The sequence below is a fragment of the Candidatus Chordibacter forsetii genome (assembly GCF_964187505.1).
Classification (GTDB): Bacteria; Verrucomicrobiota; Verrucomicrobiia; order Opitutales; family Seribacteraceae; genus Chordibacter; species Chordibacter forsetii.
This window is the reverse complement of sequence record NZ_CAXLML010000179.1, coordinates 1-20,734: the sequence shown is the minus strand read 5'-3', so window position 1 is coordinate 20,734 and position 20,734 is coordinate 1. Positions and strand designations below refer to the sequence as shown.

Here is a 20,734-nt window from a genome sequence, read left to right as displayed (position 1 = left end):
TGTTCCAAATCTAAGAAAAGCACCCGTAGTTCAGGCTGGTAAGGCAAATTTCGAGAAAGAAATTTGGTGTTCAGTGATGGAATATAAAGACTTATCTGCAGATCCGATATTTGATGATTTTTTAAAATGGTTGTCCGATTACAAAGACCTTCACTGCCGGCAACCAGGAAATTGCCAAGAACATGATCCCAGAATCCTTTCGAATCACCTGATTCGAGGAGAGCGCCTCGCACGCGCACGCGCACGCACGCTTACGGAAGTAGTCAGAGGAGATCCTAAAAGAGCCCTGCAGTTGGCTGTTTCTAAGGAGATTATTGCGTCCCTACCTTCAACAATATCTTCCCACATGGAAAAGTGGGAAAGTGACTTTGCAGATATTACAAGCATGCACCATTGTTTTGACTCTGAACAGCCCGGAGGTTGGATTAAAACGGTAGCGACCCTTTCGGGGGGGCAAAATTTACGAGCCTGGACATTTGGGAAAAGAAAAAGGTTGCTCACCCAAAAAGGCTTGGCGGTTTGGGGTATTTCTTTGGGCAATGATTTTGCAATGTCCGAAAATGCATTCAGGGTGATGGAAATTGGAAATGAAGGAGGAAAGCTTTTCTTTGCACAGGGAGATGTAGCTTACAAGACTGCTCAACAAAGAGAGTTTCTTGTTAAGCATTTACGACCAAGCACTCGAAGGGTGGGTGGAATTAAGCATCTAAAATATCCTTTAGTTATGGGTTCGGGAAGTACAATAGACAAAATATTGGCCCAAAAATATGAAATTAATTCAACAAAAGTAACCTTCCAACAAGCGGTGGATGCCGCGATAGAGAGAAATGCCAGTCTTTTAAAAATTGATAATGCAAATGAGAACGCATTAATCACCACACTCTTAAAAGAAGCCTATGAGGAAGAGACTCTCTTTGAAGGCTTAGACGAAACCAATAATTCAAAAACTTATGTCTGGTTGGGTGCTACTGATAATGAAGATATTAATGGAACCAGATTTAATACTGATACAAATACTAGCGTACAAGATGTTGATATAAACGCCACTGAGGGAGATTGGAAGTGGCTACAAGGTAATGGAGAATCAATTACTTATCACAACTGGAAGTGGGGCTCAAATCCTGCAGACGCTCCAGATAATGCTACAAAAGACTTTGCAGCAATGGACTGGAACGCCACTGGTGCAACTTGGTTGGATATAAACGAGACTGCCCGTTTACCCTTCATTATTGAGCGAGATTTTGAAATCGGTACCCAGGAAGTGGATCTTATGGGGATTCGAAAAGTATTGGTTATACCGGCTAGGTTTATTGATGAAACAACAGCGTACGGTTCCGCGCTGGGGGGATCGAATAACCCTCTGACCAATGAGCTGGGGGAGAGTATACTAGAAGAATTACAAACTGATTCTTATGAACCCATTACCAAAGAGAAAATTGAATCTGCAATGACAGAGGTCAGTGAATTTTTCTCACGCAATACGGATGAACAGTTAGAAATTGTACCAGTAATAAGCAGTACCGTAACGCTGGATCTACTTAGGTATTCCCCAGTATTTAATTTTTCTGGAGTAAACCCCTATGATTCCGAGGGAACTTTATCTGGCGTCATCGAAATTACTGAGGGAGATACCCGAATAACCTTAAGCCAAGACGGCTTGGATTTTCCTATTGCAATCAATCTCCAGGCTTTGAGTAAGGCTGCAGCTCTTAGTGATGAATGGAATCATGAGGGTAGTGCCTTTATTGGAGTTGCATCTGTAACAATTGATAATGGTACTTTGGGTACAAACTTTTCAGAACCTCCCAGTGTTGAAATTATTGGTGGAGAAGACTTACTCGCCAATGGCAGTCCTCATCCAAGGTTCCGACAAGCCAAGTTAGAGGCAGTTATTGATGAATCGGGAGATATTTTAGGATTTAATGTGCTTGAACCAGGCGCGTTCTACGCCAACGCCCAAGATGCAAACATAACCATCAACGGAACGGACTTCACCAGCCAATTAACTATAAATATTCAGGGCCTATTAGTTTCCTATGTAATATTAACAAATTATTCGGGTGATGCTCCTGGTGTGGGTTTTGTTGGGGGGCCTGGGGCTCATGTTCGACTGGGTGGGGGGGAAGTACCAACAAGTGTAATTGCACACGAGATGGGACATAACCTAGGACTGCTACATGCGAATAGGTACTTTACCCGTAGCGAGCGACCCTTAAGTGATGACGCCGATCAAATCGAATACGGAAACTCTTTTTCCGTAATGGGCACACAAGATAATATTGCAACGAGTGGGGATTTAACCATAGCCGCAAAAGTTGGCCTGACTAATACCATGAGTAATGGTGGGTATACTGTGGGAACAAGCATCGGAGATGATGTGGCCGAGATTGATGCGGCTTCACTAGGCGGCAACGCGCTTGATGACTTCAAGGAGAGTAATGTGGAAACCAATAATACATTCCGTATTTATCGGAGTAATTTTGGCCGTCCCCCAGCGGGCCTCCGGGTCGGTACTTTTTTTATAGATCTTCCTGCCGATGCAGATGGAAATTATACCCTAGACAAAAATGCGTTTCCTTTTGCGATAAATATTGTTGGAACTGGTGAAGATGTGAACGGGTCCCTAAATTATGATTCCATATCTGACATTTGGACACTCAATATAACCAAAGCGGGTAGGGGTTTTGTGGAAGAGCCAAGTGTTCAAATTATGGATGAGAATGGATCGATGATCTTAATACTAAACCCTTCTAACATTCTAGAACTAAGGGGGACGGATAACCTTACACAAGCAACTTTATTAGACCCTACCACTCGATGGATTCGAGGAATACGGGCCCAAACGCCGTCAACGGCAAGTATTAAACCACATAGTATGTTAACTGGCGAAGAGCTCTTGGACTATTATCTATCTTATCGCACAGATATTTCTACAGACGGTCTGGTAATTAATGTGGCAACTCATAGTGACGATGGCCCGATCGAACCATTTTTATTGGATACCACTCCGCAAACACCCTTTAATTATAATGATGGTGCTTTATTATTGGGAAAGACCTATTCCGATTACAATGCAGACTTGCATTTTACACCTATTCGAACCGGCGGCCATGAGCTCATTCCCTATATTGAAGTGGTGGTGAATGCTGGATCTGTGGCTCGTAATGAGGCGGAGGTGCCTGACTTTAATCTTTCCGCTACCTCTACCTCTCCATTACCGGGAGAGTATGTACAGTTTTCAGTTATGATAGATGGCAATGCTTCCAACTTTGCTTATTCATGGTTTTTAAATGAACAGTCCCTTAGTTCATCCACCTACCTCAACAGCTCATCTATTTATTTAAATTTTAACGAGCTGGGAACCCAAGTCTTGCGGGTTGTGGTTTCAGATATGAAAGGAGGTATTGCCTCTAGAAATTTGATTCTTAAAGTAGGAGATGGAAATACCATTAACCAATCCATGGTTACTGGCACCGTCCGATCTCGCCAAAACCCCGTCCAGGGTGCTCGGGTTGTATTGTCTGAATCACCGATTATTGAACATAAAGTTTCTTGGGCTGGAAATCTTTACGACAGTTTTTTCCCAGCTTCAGGTGGTAGTCCTGGACAGTTTATGATTAATGGGGAGGTTGCTCCTGAATTAAATTTTCATCGTGGTGAAATCCACCGTTTCACTTTTGACTCTACCATGGATGGAGTTGATATGTCTTTTCTGCAAGGCATCGAAAATCGACCGCCTGAAATTATTTTAAACATGCTTTTGGACGCCCGAATGGATCTTACAAAGGGCAGTGGATATGTCCGTAATCCAAAAGTTTATTACACATTCGGGTCTACTTTTTCGAATTATCGAACCAACGATGTTGGAACTTACCTAGATATGTTGGAATATTTACAGGATCATCAAAATATGACCAAATCGCTACCTTCTACCGAATTGAATGCAACGGCAGACGGGAATGCAACGGTTCTTGATCTGCTCGAGTACTTGGAGGCTAATTCAAGTTTAGTAAGTTTTGATGATTTCAATAATACAACCCACACAAATCTTATATCCAGGCCATACGCTAAGGCATTGGTACAGGAAACGAGTATAAATTATGCCCGTGTTGGGCCAAGAGAAATTAATGAATTTGGAGACTTTTTAGCATACGGAGGTCGAGGATATGACCGAAATAACACCCCAGTAATTGAAGTTCGCCGGGCAAGTATTTGGGAGGACTACTCAAATTCGGATGCAAATATTACTGCTTATGTTGATGGTGTGGGCACAATATCTCCAGTGATCGCCACCTCTTTTTTAGGTAACACTTGGAAAAGTCGGCCAGGCGATTCTATATCTCCAAGTCTAGTAGTGTGGGGGAGTGGTGCCACAGATAATAGTGATCCTTATGCTGAAGTAAATGCCACGGTTACGAATTGGATGAGCGGAAGTGAACAAATGCGAACCATATCGATTTCGAATCAAGGAAAAGGATTCGAGCCCAACAGCACCATGGCTGTCTTGCACTATCCTCATGAACCATTTGCCTATTGGTCGTTTGATCGACATGAAAGTTTATTTGAAGATGTGAGCGAAGCGAGGCACCAACCCTCCCCGGGGTGGAACCTCGAACCAGACTCCCAGAACCTTGCACATTATTGGAAGCTGGATGAAAACCTGAGTGGTGGTTCACCAAACGAGCTTAATGCAAGTGCTAGGTTGCTGGCTTCGCAAATTTTGGATGAAAATGATTTTAATAACTGGGGACTAATGGGAAATTCGTTGGAGATTAATTCAACTAATTTATTATCTGCAGTCAGGGTATTAGATGAGAATTTTACTTTGTCCATGTGGATAAATCCCCAAGGCGATTTTCAAGTGGATCTTTCAGGTTCTGATTCAATTCAATTTTCCAATTCTGATTCAAGTTATGAATTAAACGGTAATGATGACACTAATTTAACGGCTCAAGGTGAAAATAATTGGACACACATTGGAATTATTTGTAACCAAGGAACCGCTAGCTTGTTTGTGGATGGTAGGGCAGCTAACCTCCCCGTCTCTGTTAGTCCTATTGATTTAAACATCACTGCTGTTCAGTCGGTCTTAGTAGATGAGGTAAAGGTATATGGAGTTCCTCTAAGTAACTCGGAGATGAGGTATTTGTCGGGCCGAACTTATTTAGATATTTCTGGGAACAAATACCATGCAACTCCAATGGGAAGTGCAGATTTTTTACCTGTTAGTCCGGAAACTGTGGTCGCTGGGGATGATAAGGTTCCGGAATTTACGCCTTATCCAAATTCTCCTAATGGCACGGGGAGACTGGGAGACTCCTTTGCCGGCGAACTAAATGGTCTGTCTTTAAATTTTGATGGAGCTGAAGATCACCTGGATTTGTCTACTCATGCATTAGAATTTGGATTAGCGGAAGGAACTTTTTCTTTGTGGGTAAAGACATCCTCATCTAAATCACCCAATCCTTTATTTTGGAGTTCAAGCCCTCCTGTTATTGATGTTTTTACAGATGTTGAAACCAATCAAACTGAAATCACTATAACGCCGGGTAGTTTCTTTGCTCTAGAGTTGTCCAATGGTTTGCCGAGGCTTGCAGGTTTGGGTGCAAATAATCCGGGTAATCGAGTAAATGATGGCGAATGGCATCATATTGCAGCCTCGTTCCCCGGTAGCCAGATTTGGATAGACGGAGAAAATATTCAGGTCAGTCCTTATGATTTGGCGGACTCACTTTATGACGGTTTTGATAATCTCTTTGCTTTCTCAGCTGACGCCAAGACGCTTAATATTGGAAAAGCGATGGATCGAACCGTTCGAGATACTGAAATATTTTTTAACGGTCGGATTGACGATTTTATTGTGTACAACAAAATTTTAACCAATGAGGAAGTTCAATACCTGTTTGAATTACGCCGCGGGCGTGAACAAGTCCCAAGGTTAGAGGCCGTGGTAGATGCAGTTGGTACGGTAAAAATAAATGAAACAGGTGCTGGATATCGTGAGAATCCAGAATTTGTGTTTTGGTATGGTTCGGAAGAAAACAAAACGGACTTACCAAGTTTTCCGAATCTGACTGGCTTGGAGGGGAATTTCACAGAATCGAATGGTACACATGGTCAGCTGGCTTATGTCGTGGACGAAGATGCGGTTTACAATTTCCACCAAGGCACAAATTCAACCAAACGCAGTGGCTACATCTGGCGAGACGGTTCTGACAATGGATGGCGAAGATTAATCGATGCAGAGGGTATAGGAGAATTTGAGAGTGCTTCGGTTGGAGAGATTGTATGGGTTAAAAAAATGGATACGGTAACCACACTACCCATGCCAGATGGTCGTATGGTAGATCGATTATATGTGGACTACATTACCATGAACCAAAATAGGTCCACACGTCTTGAATTAAACGCCTCTTTTCCTTGGCCTCATCCATATCATCAACCTCAAGGGCTTTTTGGGTTTGATGAAGCAATTGTTTTTTCGGTATCTGATCCAACACTGCACAATCCATTGGCTATTGAAAGCCCAACTGCTGAAGCCTTCGCTTTTTATTTTCTTGATCCTGATATTAACGAAACGGTTAGTATTGTAGATGGAGGACATGGTATTACCAGCATACCTTTTGATCAGGTACGAATAAATGGATCGGGATATCAACCGGCTACAGCAAATCAAAAAGAAGAGGAACATTTGGGGCATGCAGATATTGATACTTGGTTTGGTCACCCCACACTAAAAAATACACCTTTGAGTGAATATTTTGGTGTGTACGATTGGAACGGTAGTGAGGATGTAAATATTTCGCTGATTGATTTCAACCGTACCTTTTCATCTGTTTCTGTAAATAATCCTGGGTATGGTTACAGCATGCCAGTCGAACTTAAAGTAATTGGTGGGTTTCCTCAGCAAACCAATGCAATTTTGAATTTGCAGGAATACAACCAATCAGTGCCTTATTTAATTAGTGAAGCCATTTTGGAGGTTAATGAGATAAACCCTGAAACTGGTGAAATCATTGACGTCAGCATAATCTCCGGTGGTTCAGGCTATGTAAATTATCAAAATACAGACCCTGATGAATATCCCTTTACTATATATCCTATGGTCACTGTTTCGGGTGGAGGAGGTCGAGGTGCAATAATCCAAGCAGTCGATAACGACGATGATGGGGTAATAGAAGATACATTGATTCTAGATGGTGGAATTGGATATTTTAATTGGAAACCTGACAACCGACCAACAGCAAAGCATTCAGATTTTACCATGTCTACGGATGAAAAAAATGCCACATTGGAGGTGCGTCTTGGTGGATATTTACAAGAAATACCTCGTTGTACCATGTGTGCACAAGGTGCACCAGGCGGTCACGATAAGGCCGGCACCAGTGCTCAATTCTCTCACCTTGAGCCATGGATAGAAATTTGGGATCGAGGCAGAAAGGAAGAAGATATTGATGCTGCAGGCGAAAGAGCACACGGAGCACCCAAGGTAATTAACGGAAAGATTAATAAAGTGGTAGTTACCAAAAGTGGTAGGGGATATATCGATCCGATCGCAATTGTTCGTGATGTTGCCCCTAAGCAAATAGGATACCATGACTCAGCGGATTCTTTTCATAGAAAGTGGAAATGTATGTTTCTTCGAATGACTGAGGATGGAAGAAAGGTAGAGTGCGGGCATGTGCATGTGGGCATGTACCCTCCTGAGGAATGCCCAGGAGAGACGGATGCACAATTTCCTTACCAAGATGAAAATGGAACCTTAATTACACCAACCGGCGATCAAATAACTGGTTGGCGGATGCGACACGATGCCAACCATAAAGATTGTAGTTTAACGGAAAATCCTGCTCATCTCGATACTTTATTCTTAGCAAGAAAATGTTGGGGAACAAAAGTCAGTTATCAATTACATGACAACGCTTATTATCGAAACCCTTACAGTGACTGGTTGCCCATGGATGCGAATTTATCCGTTATTTGCGAAAATGGTAAAATTTTAGAAATTGTCGTAGAAGACAATGGATCAAATTATTATGCCTCACAAATCTATGTTGAAGGTTCGGGAACTGGAGTAGATGCTTTTCCCGTTTTTGACGAGTATGGCTTAAATACCTCGGTCATTTTAGACGATCCCAAGTTAAAGAATTTGGAACTGGATAAAATTTACAGGCCGAAAGGAGCAGGCCAAGGATTTCAAGAAAGATCTTGGGCATGGGACGAAACGGGAAACTCTTTATTTACTGTTACACGAGACGGAGACCCAGAAACATTCCCCAATGATCCTTTATCTGGTGATCCACAAGAAAGGGTAAGAGTCGTGGTAAGACACTCAGAAGATACTCCAAACTTGAATTCAATCTGGCATTTGGGAACGCCCATTTTGGCGGATCATCAGGGAGATCGTATATTTTCAGTAGAGGTAACGGAACCGGGGCTCTACTCAGCAACGAGAGACCTGTCTGGAGTCAGCATTGAATTCAACGGATCAGTGGCATTGGACCAAGATTTTAATGGAACGAGCGACTTTATTGCGGCTGTAGTCACTGGGCTTTCAACAAGTAGAATGACTAGATTAGTATTGGATGATAATGCCAGCTACGAGGATAATTCTTCGGGTACTGTAATTGAGCGAGGATTGTTTGATGAGCGTCCAAGCGCCCAGTTTCTTGATGGTCGTAATCTGTCGAACCTTACCAACTTTGGCTACGAGTTAGAAACATCTAGTGACTACATTCGTCTAAATGATGTTGTGGATTATGACCCGGACCCGAAGAAATCCTTTATCGAACTTTATATAGACGATCGTTTTCCCGCTCAGCTATTCTATGGTAATGGTGTAACTACGACTACCTCTCAAACGGTTCCTGCTTTCGGTAATCGGATTTTGATCTCTGATCCAGTCCCTGGATCAAGCTGGGCAATCAATGAACCTCTAACAAAAAGACAGTATTCTTACACCGACCAAAACGGACAGTATGCATTTGGAAATTTAGATCCGGGAATGTACAATGTATCAGTTTTCTTGGAGGATATTAAGCTTCAGGAAAGTTCTTTTCGTCCCCAAGCAGATCCTTACCGTATTTCGCAGGTTTTATATGTTCCTGGTTTCCCGGAATTAACCTTAGAAACCGATAATTTGGGCCGGGGAATTAGTTCTTTGGTTTGGACATTGGAATCAAGAAACCTAGCAAGACCATCAGCTCAGTTAAATGCTGAAGATGAATTCCTTCAGGAATTTTATAATAAAAGGCTGGAGGGTATTGGCCGTGGGTTTGATCCAGCAGGAGACCCTCCTGAACTTATCTTTATTCCCGACCCAGATAATTTGTCGACAAGTAAACCAAACTTAACCGTTGCTATAAATGTGGATGGCTCTTTAACGCTGCAAATTGTTGATGACGATAACACAACAGTCTTTTTTCCCGGTGATCGCTTTACTATTATTTATAACAATTCAATCTCCGGAGTAGATTTCTTTGAGAGTTATTATTTTTCGGAATCTAACAGTACTATAAATTACGGGTCTGGAGGATCGCAAGCATTGGGTGCTCCCAACCTTTTTCTTTTTCCTGATGACGGGGGAGGTTTAAACCCCCTTGAAGTTCCTTTATCGACAAACTTTCGTGGTGATCAGCCTTTTAATTTAAACGCACTAGTTTATGATGCCAATGGATCTATTATAACTCCAACTCCACAAATTGATTGGAATATAACCTTAGACTTTAATGCATCTGACGGAAACAACAGTCGAGTTGCACAACTTGAAGACTCCTTGAGTAATCGAGACCTTAATGCTTCTGGCGAACAAGTGAGACTTTTTCTATACTCCACACTGCGAAAAGGAGTGGGAAGTATAAATGGCTTTAATATTTTGGCAGGAGGAGAAAATTACGCAGTGGGCGATCGGTTGCGTTTTTCTGAAGGATATGGATTTGACGCAAATATAACTGACATAAATTCAACCAATGGTGCAATCACTGGCATTCAACTGAACTATCGTGGATTTGGTATTTCAGAATCCGCAGTGTTATCGATTTGGGATGCAAACTACAGCAGTTTATCTGCAGGTATTGGAGCAGTGATAAAACCAGTTTTTCCAAGTGGCGTATTGGTTTTGGATGTGAATACAACTTTAGCAAACGGAACTACACTTAGTAAGCAATTGAGGGTTCGTCCGTCCAATAGTAATTTTTTAAATAGTCGAGAAAAATGGCTTAACCAATACCTCGATTCGTTCATGGAACAAGATGCCTTATGGTGGCTCGAAGATCCCGATAATTTGGGTTATACCCATCAGGATGAAATAAATGCGGGGACAGACCCACTTGCTTTAGATACCGACCTAGATGGCAGGAACGATGTTGAAGAGAGTAGGGTTAATCCATCTGGTTTTACTTCAAACCCATTAATATATGATACCGACGCAGATGGTTGGAGTGACGACAAGGAAAACACGGAAAGAACGAACCCAAGGTCAAAAGATACAGATGGAGACGGACTTTTAGATCCTGAGGATTTAGATCCTTTAAATTCATCAGGGGATGGAATTATTTCAGGAAGGATATTCAAAAAAAGTGTATACGGGGACAAGCAACTCTTCTTTAGGTATGCTGCACCTGCAAATATTAATAGTACACAATGGAAATCATCTTGGACGGGAGAACCAGCAAGCTTTTATCTATCGGGCCTAACAGACGGTACTTACACCATCCAAGCTTTTGTCAACTGGGATGGCTCAGCAGATAATAATTACACATATGGCGAACCTATTGCAGAACATAATGTTACCTTAGCAAACGGGGTTAATGTCTATGGAGTTAGTTTGATTCCGATAGATCCAGATCCAATCCTTTACTTCAAAAATCCACCATCTTCTTTTCCTAATAACGGAATTACTGTAGTAAATGATAAGCTTACCGATATCAATGATACACAATTTAGGCATTTAGAACAAAATATAACTGTTGAGTCCAATGCATCAAATGCCCAAAATTTGAGTGAATTTGAGTGGGGCATCATAGGCTCTGACCCTTCCTATGGAATGGTGGATAACAACCTTAGTTCAATCAGAGGAGTATGGTTTGAAATTTTAGAACAGGATTCAAACTTTACCAGCTATTTAAATTCGCCATACGGAAATTCTACTGCCCGATTCGACCTAAGTTCCATACCAGTGGGAAAATATTCTCTTACCTACACCGCAAGAGATAAATTTTACAATTATGCAGAGGAAACATTAACGCAAAATATCGAGATCAGGGATGCACAAGCCCCTTATTTATCTTTGCTTTTTCAAGGTGGCGGGGTAACTACGCTTCCTGATTCATTGCCCGAGGCGGATGGCTTGCTTAACTCGAACAGCAGTGCTGTACTCGAATGGAATGTTACCGAGCAATTGAGGTTAAGCGACCAATTTGCAGATGATGCTGAAGTGTTGATCCAATTGTTTGATCTCAAAAATCATTTTGAAAATGATTTTGAAAATGATAATCAGCAGGACTGGAATGTAACAGTAAGCTTTTCGACTTCTTATGATTATAACTACACAAATGTAAGTGATATAGAGGCACTTTCGTTAACCTATGGTATTCCAGTTATTCATGATGAGTATTTTGAGTTAAATACGACTAACCTTGGAACCTATAAACTGGAATTTATCGTTTCTGATCAGGCGGGTAATGAATTGGATTTTACTTTGTATATTGTTGTTAAGCCGGGAGTGGTTGCAGAAATCACCGCAGTGGATGGCTACCTGAGTAACGCGACAGTTATTTTTGATGCCGATGGGGATGGAATATCTGACCTAAATCGTAAATTTTACACTAATGAGTATGGAAAGGCCCAAATCATTCTTAGCCAAAGGGAACTGGAGGCATTTGACTTAAATAGCAATGGAAAGCTGGATTCAGATGAGGGCAAATTTATTGTTATTGGAGGAATTGATACCAGTACCGGAACCAAGTTCTCAGGTAAATTAGTTGCCGATGCCAACGCATCCGTTGTCTCTCCACTTACCACAATGATTTCGAAAATGATGGATCTTGGAGCAAGCAAGCAAGAAGCCTTGACCGCACTCTCCTTGGCCCTGGAACTTGATTCATCGATCGACCTTACCAATTACGATCCTATACAAAGAGCATTTGAGGGAGATGAGCGGGCCGCCAGTGTGATGATGGCAAATTTACGTATGGCCAACCTGGTAAATCAAGCTGAAGGCTTACTGCTTGCCTTATCGGAGGACTATCAAGGGTATGAAGTTGGTTCCAATCTTCTAGAAGAAATTGCCAAAGGTCTACCAACGCAGGCAACCTCTGGCTCGTTAGACCTTGAAAGTGCATTGGTCGATGCCTTGCCTATTGCCCTTGCATCCGTGGGGACCGCAGGCGAACTTTCCCTAGAGGATCAGTTGGCTATGTTTCAATTGATGGCGGATTTGGATCAATCCATATCAAATTCCAGTGAAGGCGAAGATTTTTCATCCCTAATGCTTCGCCAAAAAGAGATCATTCTTGATTTGGAAAATTTATTTGATGGTATAGACGAGGAAGGATTAGACCTTAGAAGCCATCAGTTGCTGATTAATTATGAAACCGGCGGAACTGCAGGAGGTTCGGGCATTTATCCTTATGGATCCAAAGTCACCATCTTTGCAAATGCTGAAGAAGGGTATGCTTTCAATGGATGGACTGGAGATGGTGCTTCCGAAGCCAATGCTTCTTCTACTTTTGTAGTTATGACCAGGGATCATAATCTTACTGCCCAATTCACGCTTCAAACTTATGAAGTATCTGTCCTGGTTCCATCTGGAGGGACTGTTACGGGGGCTGGGTCTTATCAGCATGGGGAAACTGCAAATTTGATTGCCACTGCTAATACAGGTAGTGAATTTATCGGATGGTCGAGTAATGGAATCGACCTAGGCTCAACGGCAAATTATTCCGCACTGGTTGATCAAGATTTGTTTTTGGTTGCACGATTTACTCAGGCTACACCCTTGCTAGAGCTTTTGCCTGAGACTGGGGGCAGGGTAGTGGGAGAGGGAAGTTACGCTCTTGGTGAAACGGTTCACATTCAAGCTTTCGCAGACGAAGGGTATGTATTTTCAGGTTGGAGCGGGGCGGGTGCGTATGATGCGAATTCCTCTTCCACCTTTGTGGAGATGAACGAAAATCGTTCTTTGACTGCCACATTTGTACTACAACCTGCGGAGACATATTCGCTAGAATTGGAGTCCAGTCCTTCACAGGGAGGAAGAACCAGTGGGACGGGTGCCTATTCTTATGGAGAAACCATCAATATTTCGGCGGTGTCTTTACCGGGTTATGTTTTCGAGGAATGGATTGGCCAAGGAATGGTTAATCCGAATGAGCCCAATACCTTAGTCGTTCTTTCAGGCAATTTTTACTTATTCGCTAAGTTTAAGCCCTTGGAATATCAAATAACTGTTCAATCCACAACAGGGGGTGTGGCTTTAGGAGGGGGTAAATATCCATTCTCTTCTTCTGTTAATTTAACGGCTGTACCTGCTATTGGGCATCGTTTTGTAGGTTGGAAGGGTACAGGTATAACTGACCCTTCGGATCAGAACTTGGTGGTCAAGGTAGAAGAAAATCGAACATATGATGCGGTATTTGAACCTATGTCTCACAACCTAAAGATTATCACTTCATCGGGTGGATTGGTTATTGGTGGGGGCAATTTTTCTCATGGATCCACCGTTCAAGTTGAAGCAATCCCAGCTACAGGCTATCGTTTTGATGGCTGGTTGGGAGAAGCCATCATCAATAAAGAAGTGATAACCACGACCCTTTTATTGACAGAGGATACGATAATAGAAGCAAGTTTTGTCCTGGCCGAAAATTATTTTACTCCCCGAGCAGAAAACTTTGTCCTGGAAATTGACCGAACTGATTTTCAACCTTTGGAAACCATTTATACAATTGCTGGTGAAGATGGGGATGGGGATGCGATTACTTACCAACTTATTTCCGGGAATCTCGACAAAGATGAGGATGGTATTCCTCTTTTTGAACTGCAAACCAACGGCTCCTTATTGATGCTTGATCCTGATGAGATTTTCTTGTCTGCAGGAGCAACTATTCCCTTGAAAATTTTGCTGCAGGATACAGGAGGAAAAAGCTCGGAGATTCAGGCAACAGTTCATATTCAAAATTCGTTTGTATTTAATAGCACCTCATTAGGAAGCGGTTGGTATGAATCTGACTGGTTTGGTGTCTTCCTAAGTAAAGACAATACCTGGGTTTATCATCGTCGACTGGGCTGGCTTTATGTCCAATCAATTGACTTAGAATCTTACTGGATTTGGGATCCTGTTTTGGAAGATTGGTTATGGACGGATGAAACTTTCTTTCCCTGGACTTATTCCAACTCTTATTCCAGTTGGTATTATTTTAACTTAGAATCAGAAAAAGTTAGATTTTTTGATCATAATCTACAAAAGTGGAAACTTCGCCCATGATTCAACCCACGGCTCTATTGAACAAAATTTTACAAGCAACTACTTTCCTTGTTTTGTTGACGGTTGGGTTGCAGGCACAAACCGATCCTAATTTCGTCGACTTGGGTATCCGTTTCATCACCACACCCCCAGCTGAAGTAAAAATTAATCAGGTATTTTCTGTACAGGCAGAGGTTTATTTGGATTCAAATACAACCACAGTACCCGCTGGTGAAACTGTAACCGCTGAGGTTACCTTGGTGGATCCGGACGGATTCATCATACAATCAGTCCCTCAGACTTGGAGTGGTTTTAACGAGGATACCGCCGGTACAATTGCTAACGAGTCAGGCCAACTTCTTCTTCAGGTTCCTTGGTCGCAAGCTAGCAAGTGGTCTGAAACAGCTTTATGGAAAATTGTATTACGATTAACCGCCAGCTCGGTAGAATCCGATCTTGGGGATAATTTAGCTGAACACAGCTTTTCTATACAACTTCCAGACCTAGGTGTTTCCATTAGCAATGTAACCTCAACTGATCCCTTGACTGGTGCAGAAACGACTAACTTTGTACCCAATACCAACTATACGGTCTCCGGAACCGTTACCAATACTGGAGAGGTAATGACTCAACCATCTGTTCGCACCGCAGTTGTTGCTCAACTCAGAAGGCTCGTCCCTCTCACAGAAGGTCAGTACGGACTAGGTACTGTGATGGATGAACAGTCGATAGTTTTTCCAAGTGCGGACGATCCCTTGCTGTATCTTCCCCCTAATGCAAGTAGCGAATTTATGATAGGAAATTTGTTTCTGCCCGCCGATGCCACCGGTTCATTTGTTGTAACTCTAGAGGTAAACCCTGCAGATACTGTAGGTGGTAGAATCATGATGGAGCAATCCTACACCAATAACTTCCGGGTTTTCCCGTCTGTTCCAGTAGATGAAAATAGCGATGGAGAAATAGACTTTTATCAGGGAAATATCATTGAAGTTGGTTCAGGGGATGAGAATGCCACTAGTTTCCCTCAATTGGAATTTGTTCCCAACAGTTATAACGGGGAAAAAGGTACTTTTCGTGGGCTTGATCCAGCCTTTATATCTTTCGCAATACGAAACAACGGAACTCGCCCAGTAGCTGCAGGAGATGAAATTTCTGCATCGGTATTATTGTCAAAAGATCTTCAAGTGGATGATAGCGATTTTATACTGCGTGAGTTTGATTTGGGGGGGAACGGAATAGGCCTGGGAATGCTCGCTGGCGAAACCATCAATTTAACCTGGTTTCAACAATTGCCCGATAATTTTGAGGGCGATTACTACTTGATTGTGGAAATGAATAACCGAGGAACCCCAAGAATAGCAAATGTAGATACAACCCCTATCTTTTCTCTTTCCAGTCAAGGGAAAGGCACAACAGGTTTAGTACCAACAGATACCACAACTTCCACACTAGCTTCAGAGCGTCCAAGTTCTGGCAAGGATGGCAGGTATGTTGTTTATGAAAAGTCTGTACCTGACGCGAACGGGGAAAATTTCCAACAGATATTTTTACTCGATACGCAAGCTCCCGCAGCAATGCCCCTGCTTATTAGTAAATCCTTTAACGATCCCAGCAGTCAATCTTCAGGAAATGGGAGCAGTCTCAGGCCGCAAATAAGTTTGGATGGCACAACCGTGGTTTTTCATTCCAGGGCAAGTGATTTGGTCCCGGGAGATACAAATGGCAAAGAAGATATTTTTCTTTATCGAGTAGCTTCGAATACACTCCTTAGAGCCGTAAATGATCAAGACCAACAATTTAATGGTAGAAGTTTGTACCCAGCAGTAAACGGAGATGGCTCAAAAGTAGTTTTTGAATCTGATGCCACCAATGCAGTTTCTCAAAACCTTAATCTTCAAAACCAAATTTTTCTATGGACCCTTGACCCATCAGGTGGTGGCACGATTACTGCCCTGACTAATGGAAATGGAAATTCTTACAACCCATCGATTGATGAATCTGGGAACCGTATCGTATTTGATTCTTTTGCGACCAACTTGTTAGATGGCAGTCTTCATACCAGTGGGTCGACCTTTTTATCTTCCGGAGATGTTAATTCTCTTCGCGATATTTACTTTTTGGATTTAACAGCTAATAAAATTTATTTGGCTAGTTTGAACTTTGATCAAGAACAATCGCTAGGAGGTGCTTCCATGCTACCTAAAATTTCGGGTGATGGGCAAAGAATGGTGTTTCAGTCTAAGGCTCAAAATTTTGTTTCCGGTGCTGGTATTGCAACGGTTGTAGTTACCGAGGGCGGTGCTGGGTATTTTGGAACTCCGAGCATCGAGTTAGTAGACGAAGGCTTTAATAGTAATGGAGCACCAGGATCAGGAGCAGTTTTAACTTTCAAACCAGATGGAATTAACGCGTTAAACGAACTAAAAGACGATGCAATTTTAGTAATAAATACTGGCTCTGGATATATTAAACCAAATATTCAAATTATTCCAGACCCTGCATTTCCATTGCCAACTTACGAGGCAAAAGTCACTGCCTATTTATCAAATCCAGAAGGTGATGTTTATTATGTCAATGTTGCTGACTTAAATGGAACGACTGAGGGAAATTCAAATATTCCAAGTTATTCCAGTCGAGTTAGTCAATCCGTGGAAAATCAGACTGGGGGTAATTTTGGCAGTCGTGAACCGAGTATAAATTACGATGGTTCGAAGATCGTTTATTCCACAAAATCCTCTAATTTACTTCCCGAATCCATCAACCGGGATGATGGTAAAACTTTCTACAACTCAACCTTTGAATTACCTACGGCCAGTGCGGTCTTGGTAGGTTCCATTGCAGAAATAGAAATAGAAAATTCCGGATCGGGATACAGTGGAGGGTTTTTAAATATTGAAGACCTTTCAGGTACAGGTTTTGGGGCAGAAGCAAGTTACGAAGTGGATCAGCGAGGGCGAATCGTTTCAATACAAATAATTAATTCTGGAGAAAACTACAGGCTGGAAAGTACTCAGATTAGTGTTGCGGAACCACTTGGGGGTTCTGGGTTTCTTGCTGGACAAGCTCGTTTTTTCCCCACCCAGGGATTGGGAGAAACCCGTTCGGGTGGTGGTAGAATTTACAAAGTTGAAATGAATAGCTATGGCCTTGGATATAAAATCGGGGAGGACGAAAATGCATCCTTTTCTGATCTCGTACAATTTGAGGGAGATGGAGCAGACCTTAACGGAGATGGTTTTCCCGATGGTCGTCTTAATCCTGACCGTGTACACAACTTTGGTGGAAGTCTTTACTTGGAGCAAAAGTTTCAGGTTGAGATACTTTCAGGCAGTTCCGGTTTGGTTGGTGCGGATATTCTCAATACTACACTAACTATTTCGGATAAAAATAACACGCTTGAGCCTCTAATTGTAGAGTTTGAAGAAGGAGCAGGCTCTTCCGGACGCCCAACCATATCCATTACGCTTGGATCGACCACCAAATCAGATATCCGCAACGGATTGATTCAACTCATAGACACACACATGGACATTGCTACCTCTGGAGTAGTGTCTCGAGGACCGTTGATAGAAAATAATCAATCCAACGGAAGTACCTTTACTTTTTCAGCTCTCTCAGGCCGTTTTACCACCAACAATCCATCAGCAATAAAAGTAATTGAGGAATCCAATATGCTGATTATGGGCTCTGGCTACACAACTGTTACTCCCGTAATTAATCAGGTGCCTAGTATTTACGGATTTTCTGAGATACGAAACGACCCGAGTTATTCAATTAATCAAGAAGCAGGAAGAATGACTCTTCTTGCCCAAAGGGATGAAGAATCAGACGATATTTACTTATTTGATCTTTCCTCAAACACTAATACCAGGGTTAGTAAAAGTTCATTTGGTACTCCTGCTGGATACCTTACCAACAACTTAGCACCTAGCCCACCTAGTAATCGGTTTCCTTTTATTAGCGGGAATGGAAGGTTTGTATTCTTTAGCTCTGATAGTTCTGGTATTGAAGGATTATCTTTTCAGCATAGCAACCAGTTACCTACCGATAACAGTCCGACTAGAAGTTTATTTGTTAGGGACTTAAAGACCTCATTAATAGCCGATAGTGCTGCCACTTTGACTATGCTCTTTCCTTCGAGTGACCTTAATCACAGCTTTGCTCCAGAAAGTAATGTACCTGTCATTGCTGACCTGAACTTTTCTGGTAGCTATTCTGGGGTTGGTATGATTCTCAACCAATCGTTCATTGGGAATATGACTGAATTTGGTGGGGGAGGCGTTAGTAATTCCTTTCAGTCCGGTAGATTTTCGGCATCTATTCCTGATTTAACAAGCGGGGAATACTCTTTGCAATTGGTTGCCTATGGTATGGATAACGAGATTTTGGCTACAAGTTCCATCCGAAGATTCACCATTTCCAGTTACAGTGGATCTTTGCCCCCAACAGTAAGCTTGGCGGATCCATCGGCATTTAATGCAGTTACCTCCACATCGATTATTCCCTTGAGTGCCAGTGGGGAAGACCCGGATGGCGCATTGGTCGATATCCAATATTTTGTGGATGGTGTCGCCTATGGTAGCCCATTGTTGAGAAAAGCAGGAATAACCGAATTGTCTCAAAACTATGCTACTCAGCTTGACTTGTTTTCGATTACCCAGGCGACTGGAGAAGACCAAGGAATACGAAGCATTTTTGTAATTGGTCGAGATAACAGCGGAAACTATGTCACTTCTGATATTCATAGCATTTCCTTTACGAGCGGTAGCCAGGCTCCCGAAATTAATATACCTTCCGGCTATCTTGATTTTGAATTAAACCAGACCGATTTTAATGCGACCTTAGTGGGTGGTGCCATAACGGGCATCGTTTTAGAAAAACCAGTTGGCCAGGACATACTCTCTGCGGTTGCCAGTATAGATAGCACCGAGATCACATCGGATAGTGGGGCTCAAATTACTCCAGTTATTGATAGTGACCCAGACTCGGAAGATTTTGGGAAAATAACAGGGTTTACTATAGATCTAGACTCTGGTGGAACCGGATACCAGGAAGCAGATTTACACATCAAAGTAATCCCAGTAATCCGAGCTATTAACGAGGGGGTCCCCGCACAAGCAGGTGTTACCTATGCTTATGAATTCAACGCTACAACTTTAGAAAATGTATTTTGGTATTCAGATATTGCATTGCGCCAAAATATCGACGGATCCCTTAGGGTAGGTAGTGGCTATGTAGTATCCCCTCGTATGATTACCCCTCCATTCGAATACATCGTTTGGGAGGGTAAGAGTTATGAGAGATTGGCCTTAAGTCCATCCACGACCAATACCAGTTCAGTAGAACCTTTCAACATAGGCCCTTGGTATTCTCTGCTCGATGGGGTGGAGATTATAGGTGGATTTACCCAATCTCCTGTAATCATTGAGGTCAACGCCACACAAACTGCGGAAGCGATAGAGTATGTCAGCTTGGTTATTGATGGGCAAACCAGCGAAGATCTCACTAAAACAACCCCGCCATACAGTTTTAGTTGGGTTCCTGATGCCGTTAAAAACTATTCAATTTCTGCGATCGTTCGGGATGTTGCGGGTAATGTAAACTCCACCCCCTTGCATTTCATTTCTGTGGAAAATTACGAGGGCGGGGGGATCAGTATGTCCTTGCTTGGAGAGTCCAACTTTAGTGTGGAGTCCAATGGCCAGCTCCCCTTGGTTGTTCAGGCTAGCTCTGCATCCGGAGAGGGCTCCAATAGTGGAATCGCTCAGGTGGACTTTTATATCGATAACAAAAAAGTGGGCTCTGCAAAAAACAGTACAGGAAATTTATTTCAAACGATTATAGACTTGGAACCCCTTAAGCTTAGGCAGGGAGAACATGAAATCACCGTGGTTGCCCGCGATAAGGTTGGAAATTATGCAGGTACATTTTCCAGTAAATTAACAAATTTAAAGGATCGTATGAACCGGATTCTCAATATCCTTCCCCCTCTGCCCAAAAATCCTCCGGTCATCGAGCTCGTCAGTCCACAACAAGAAATTACCATAACCAAGGGATCGAGTATCCGCTTGTCCGCATTTGCCAGTGATCCGGACGGTGGACTTAAGGGAACCCAATTTATAGCGGGTCAAAACACATTGCCTGTTTGGAATGGCAAACTCGACTTTAATGGCTCTCTTCCAGCGGACGGTTCTCTGCTCACCCTAGAAGATGGTACAGGTAATGCACCCGTCACTGTTGAATTCGATCGCGATGGCTTGGTATCTGGAGGAA

Annotated in this window: 1 protein-coding gene and 1 pseudogene; both read left to right on the top strand. The window is 42.5% G+C overall.

Features of this window, described 5'->3' with window-relative positions:
• Positions 1-76: 76 nt before the first annotated feature.
• Positions 77-14,482: an InlB B-repeat-containing protein gene (locus ACKPQ4_RS07640; protein ID WP_407680649.1), complete on the top strand. Its 14,406-nt coding sequence runs from the start codon at positions 77-79 to the stop codon at positions 14,480-14,482.
• Positions 14,479-20,734, top strand: a pseudogene (locus ACKPQ4_RS07635) (hypothetical protein); the annotation flags it as partial. The gene ACKPQ4_RS07640 and the pseudogene ACKPQ4_RS07635, both read left to right, overlap by 4 nt.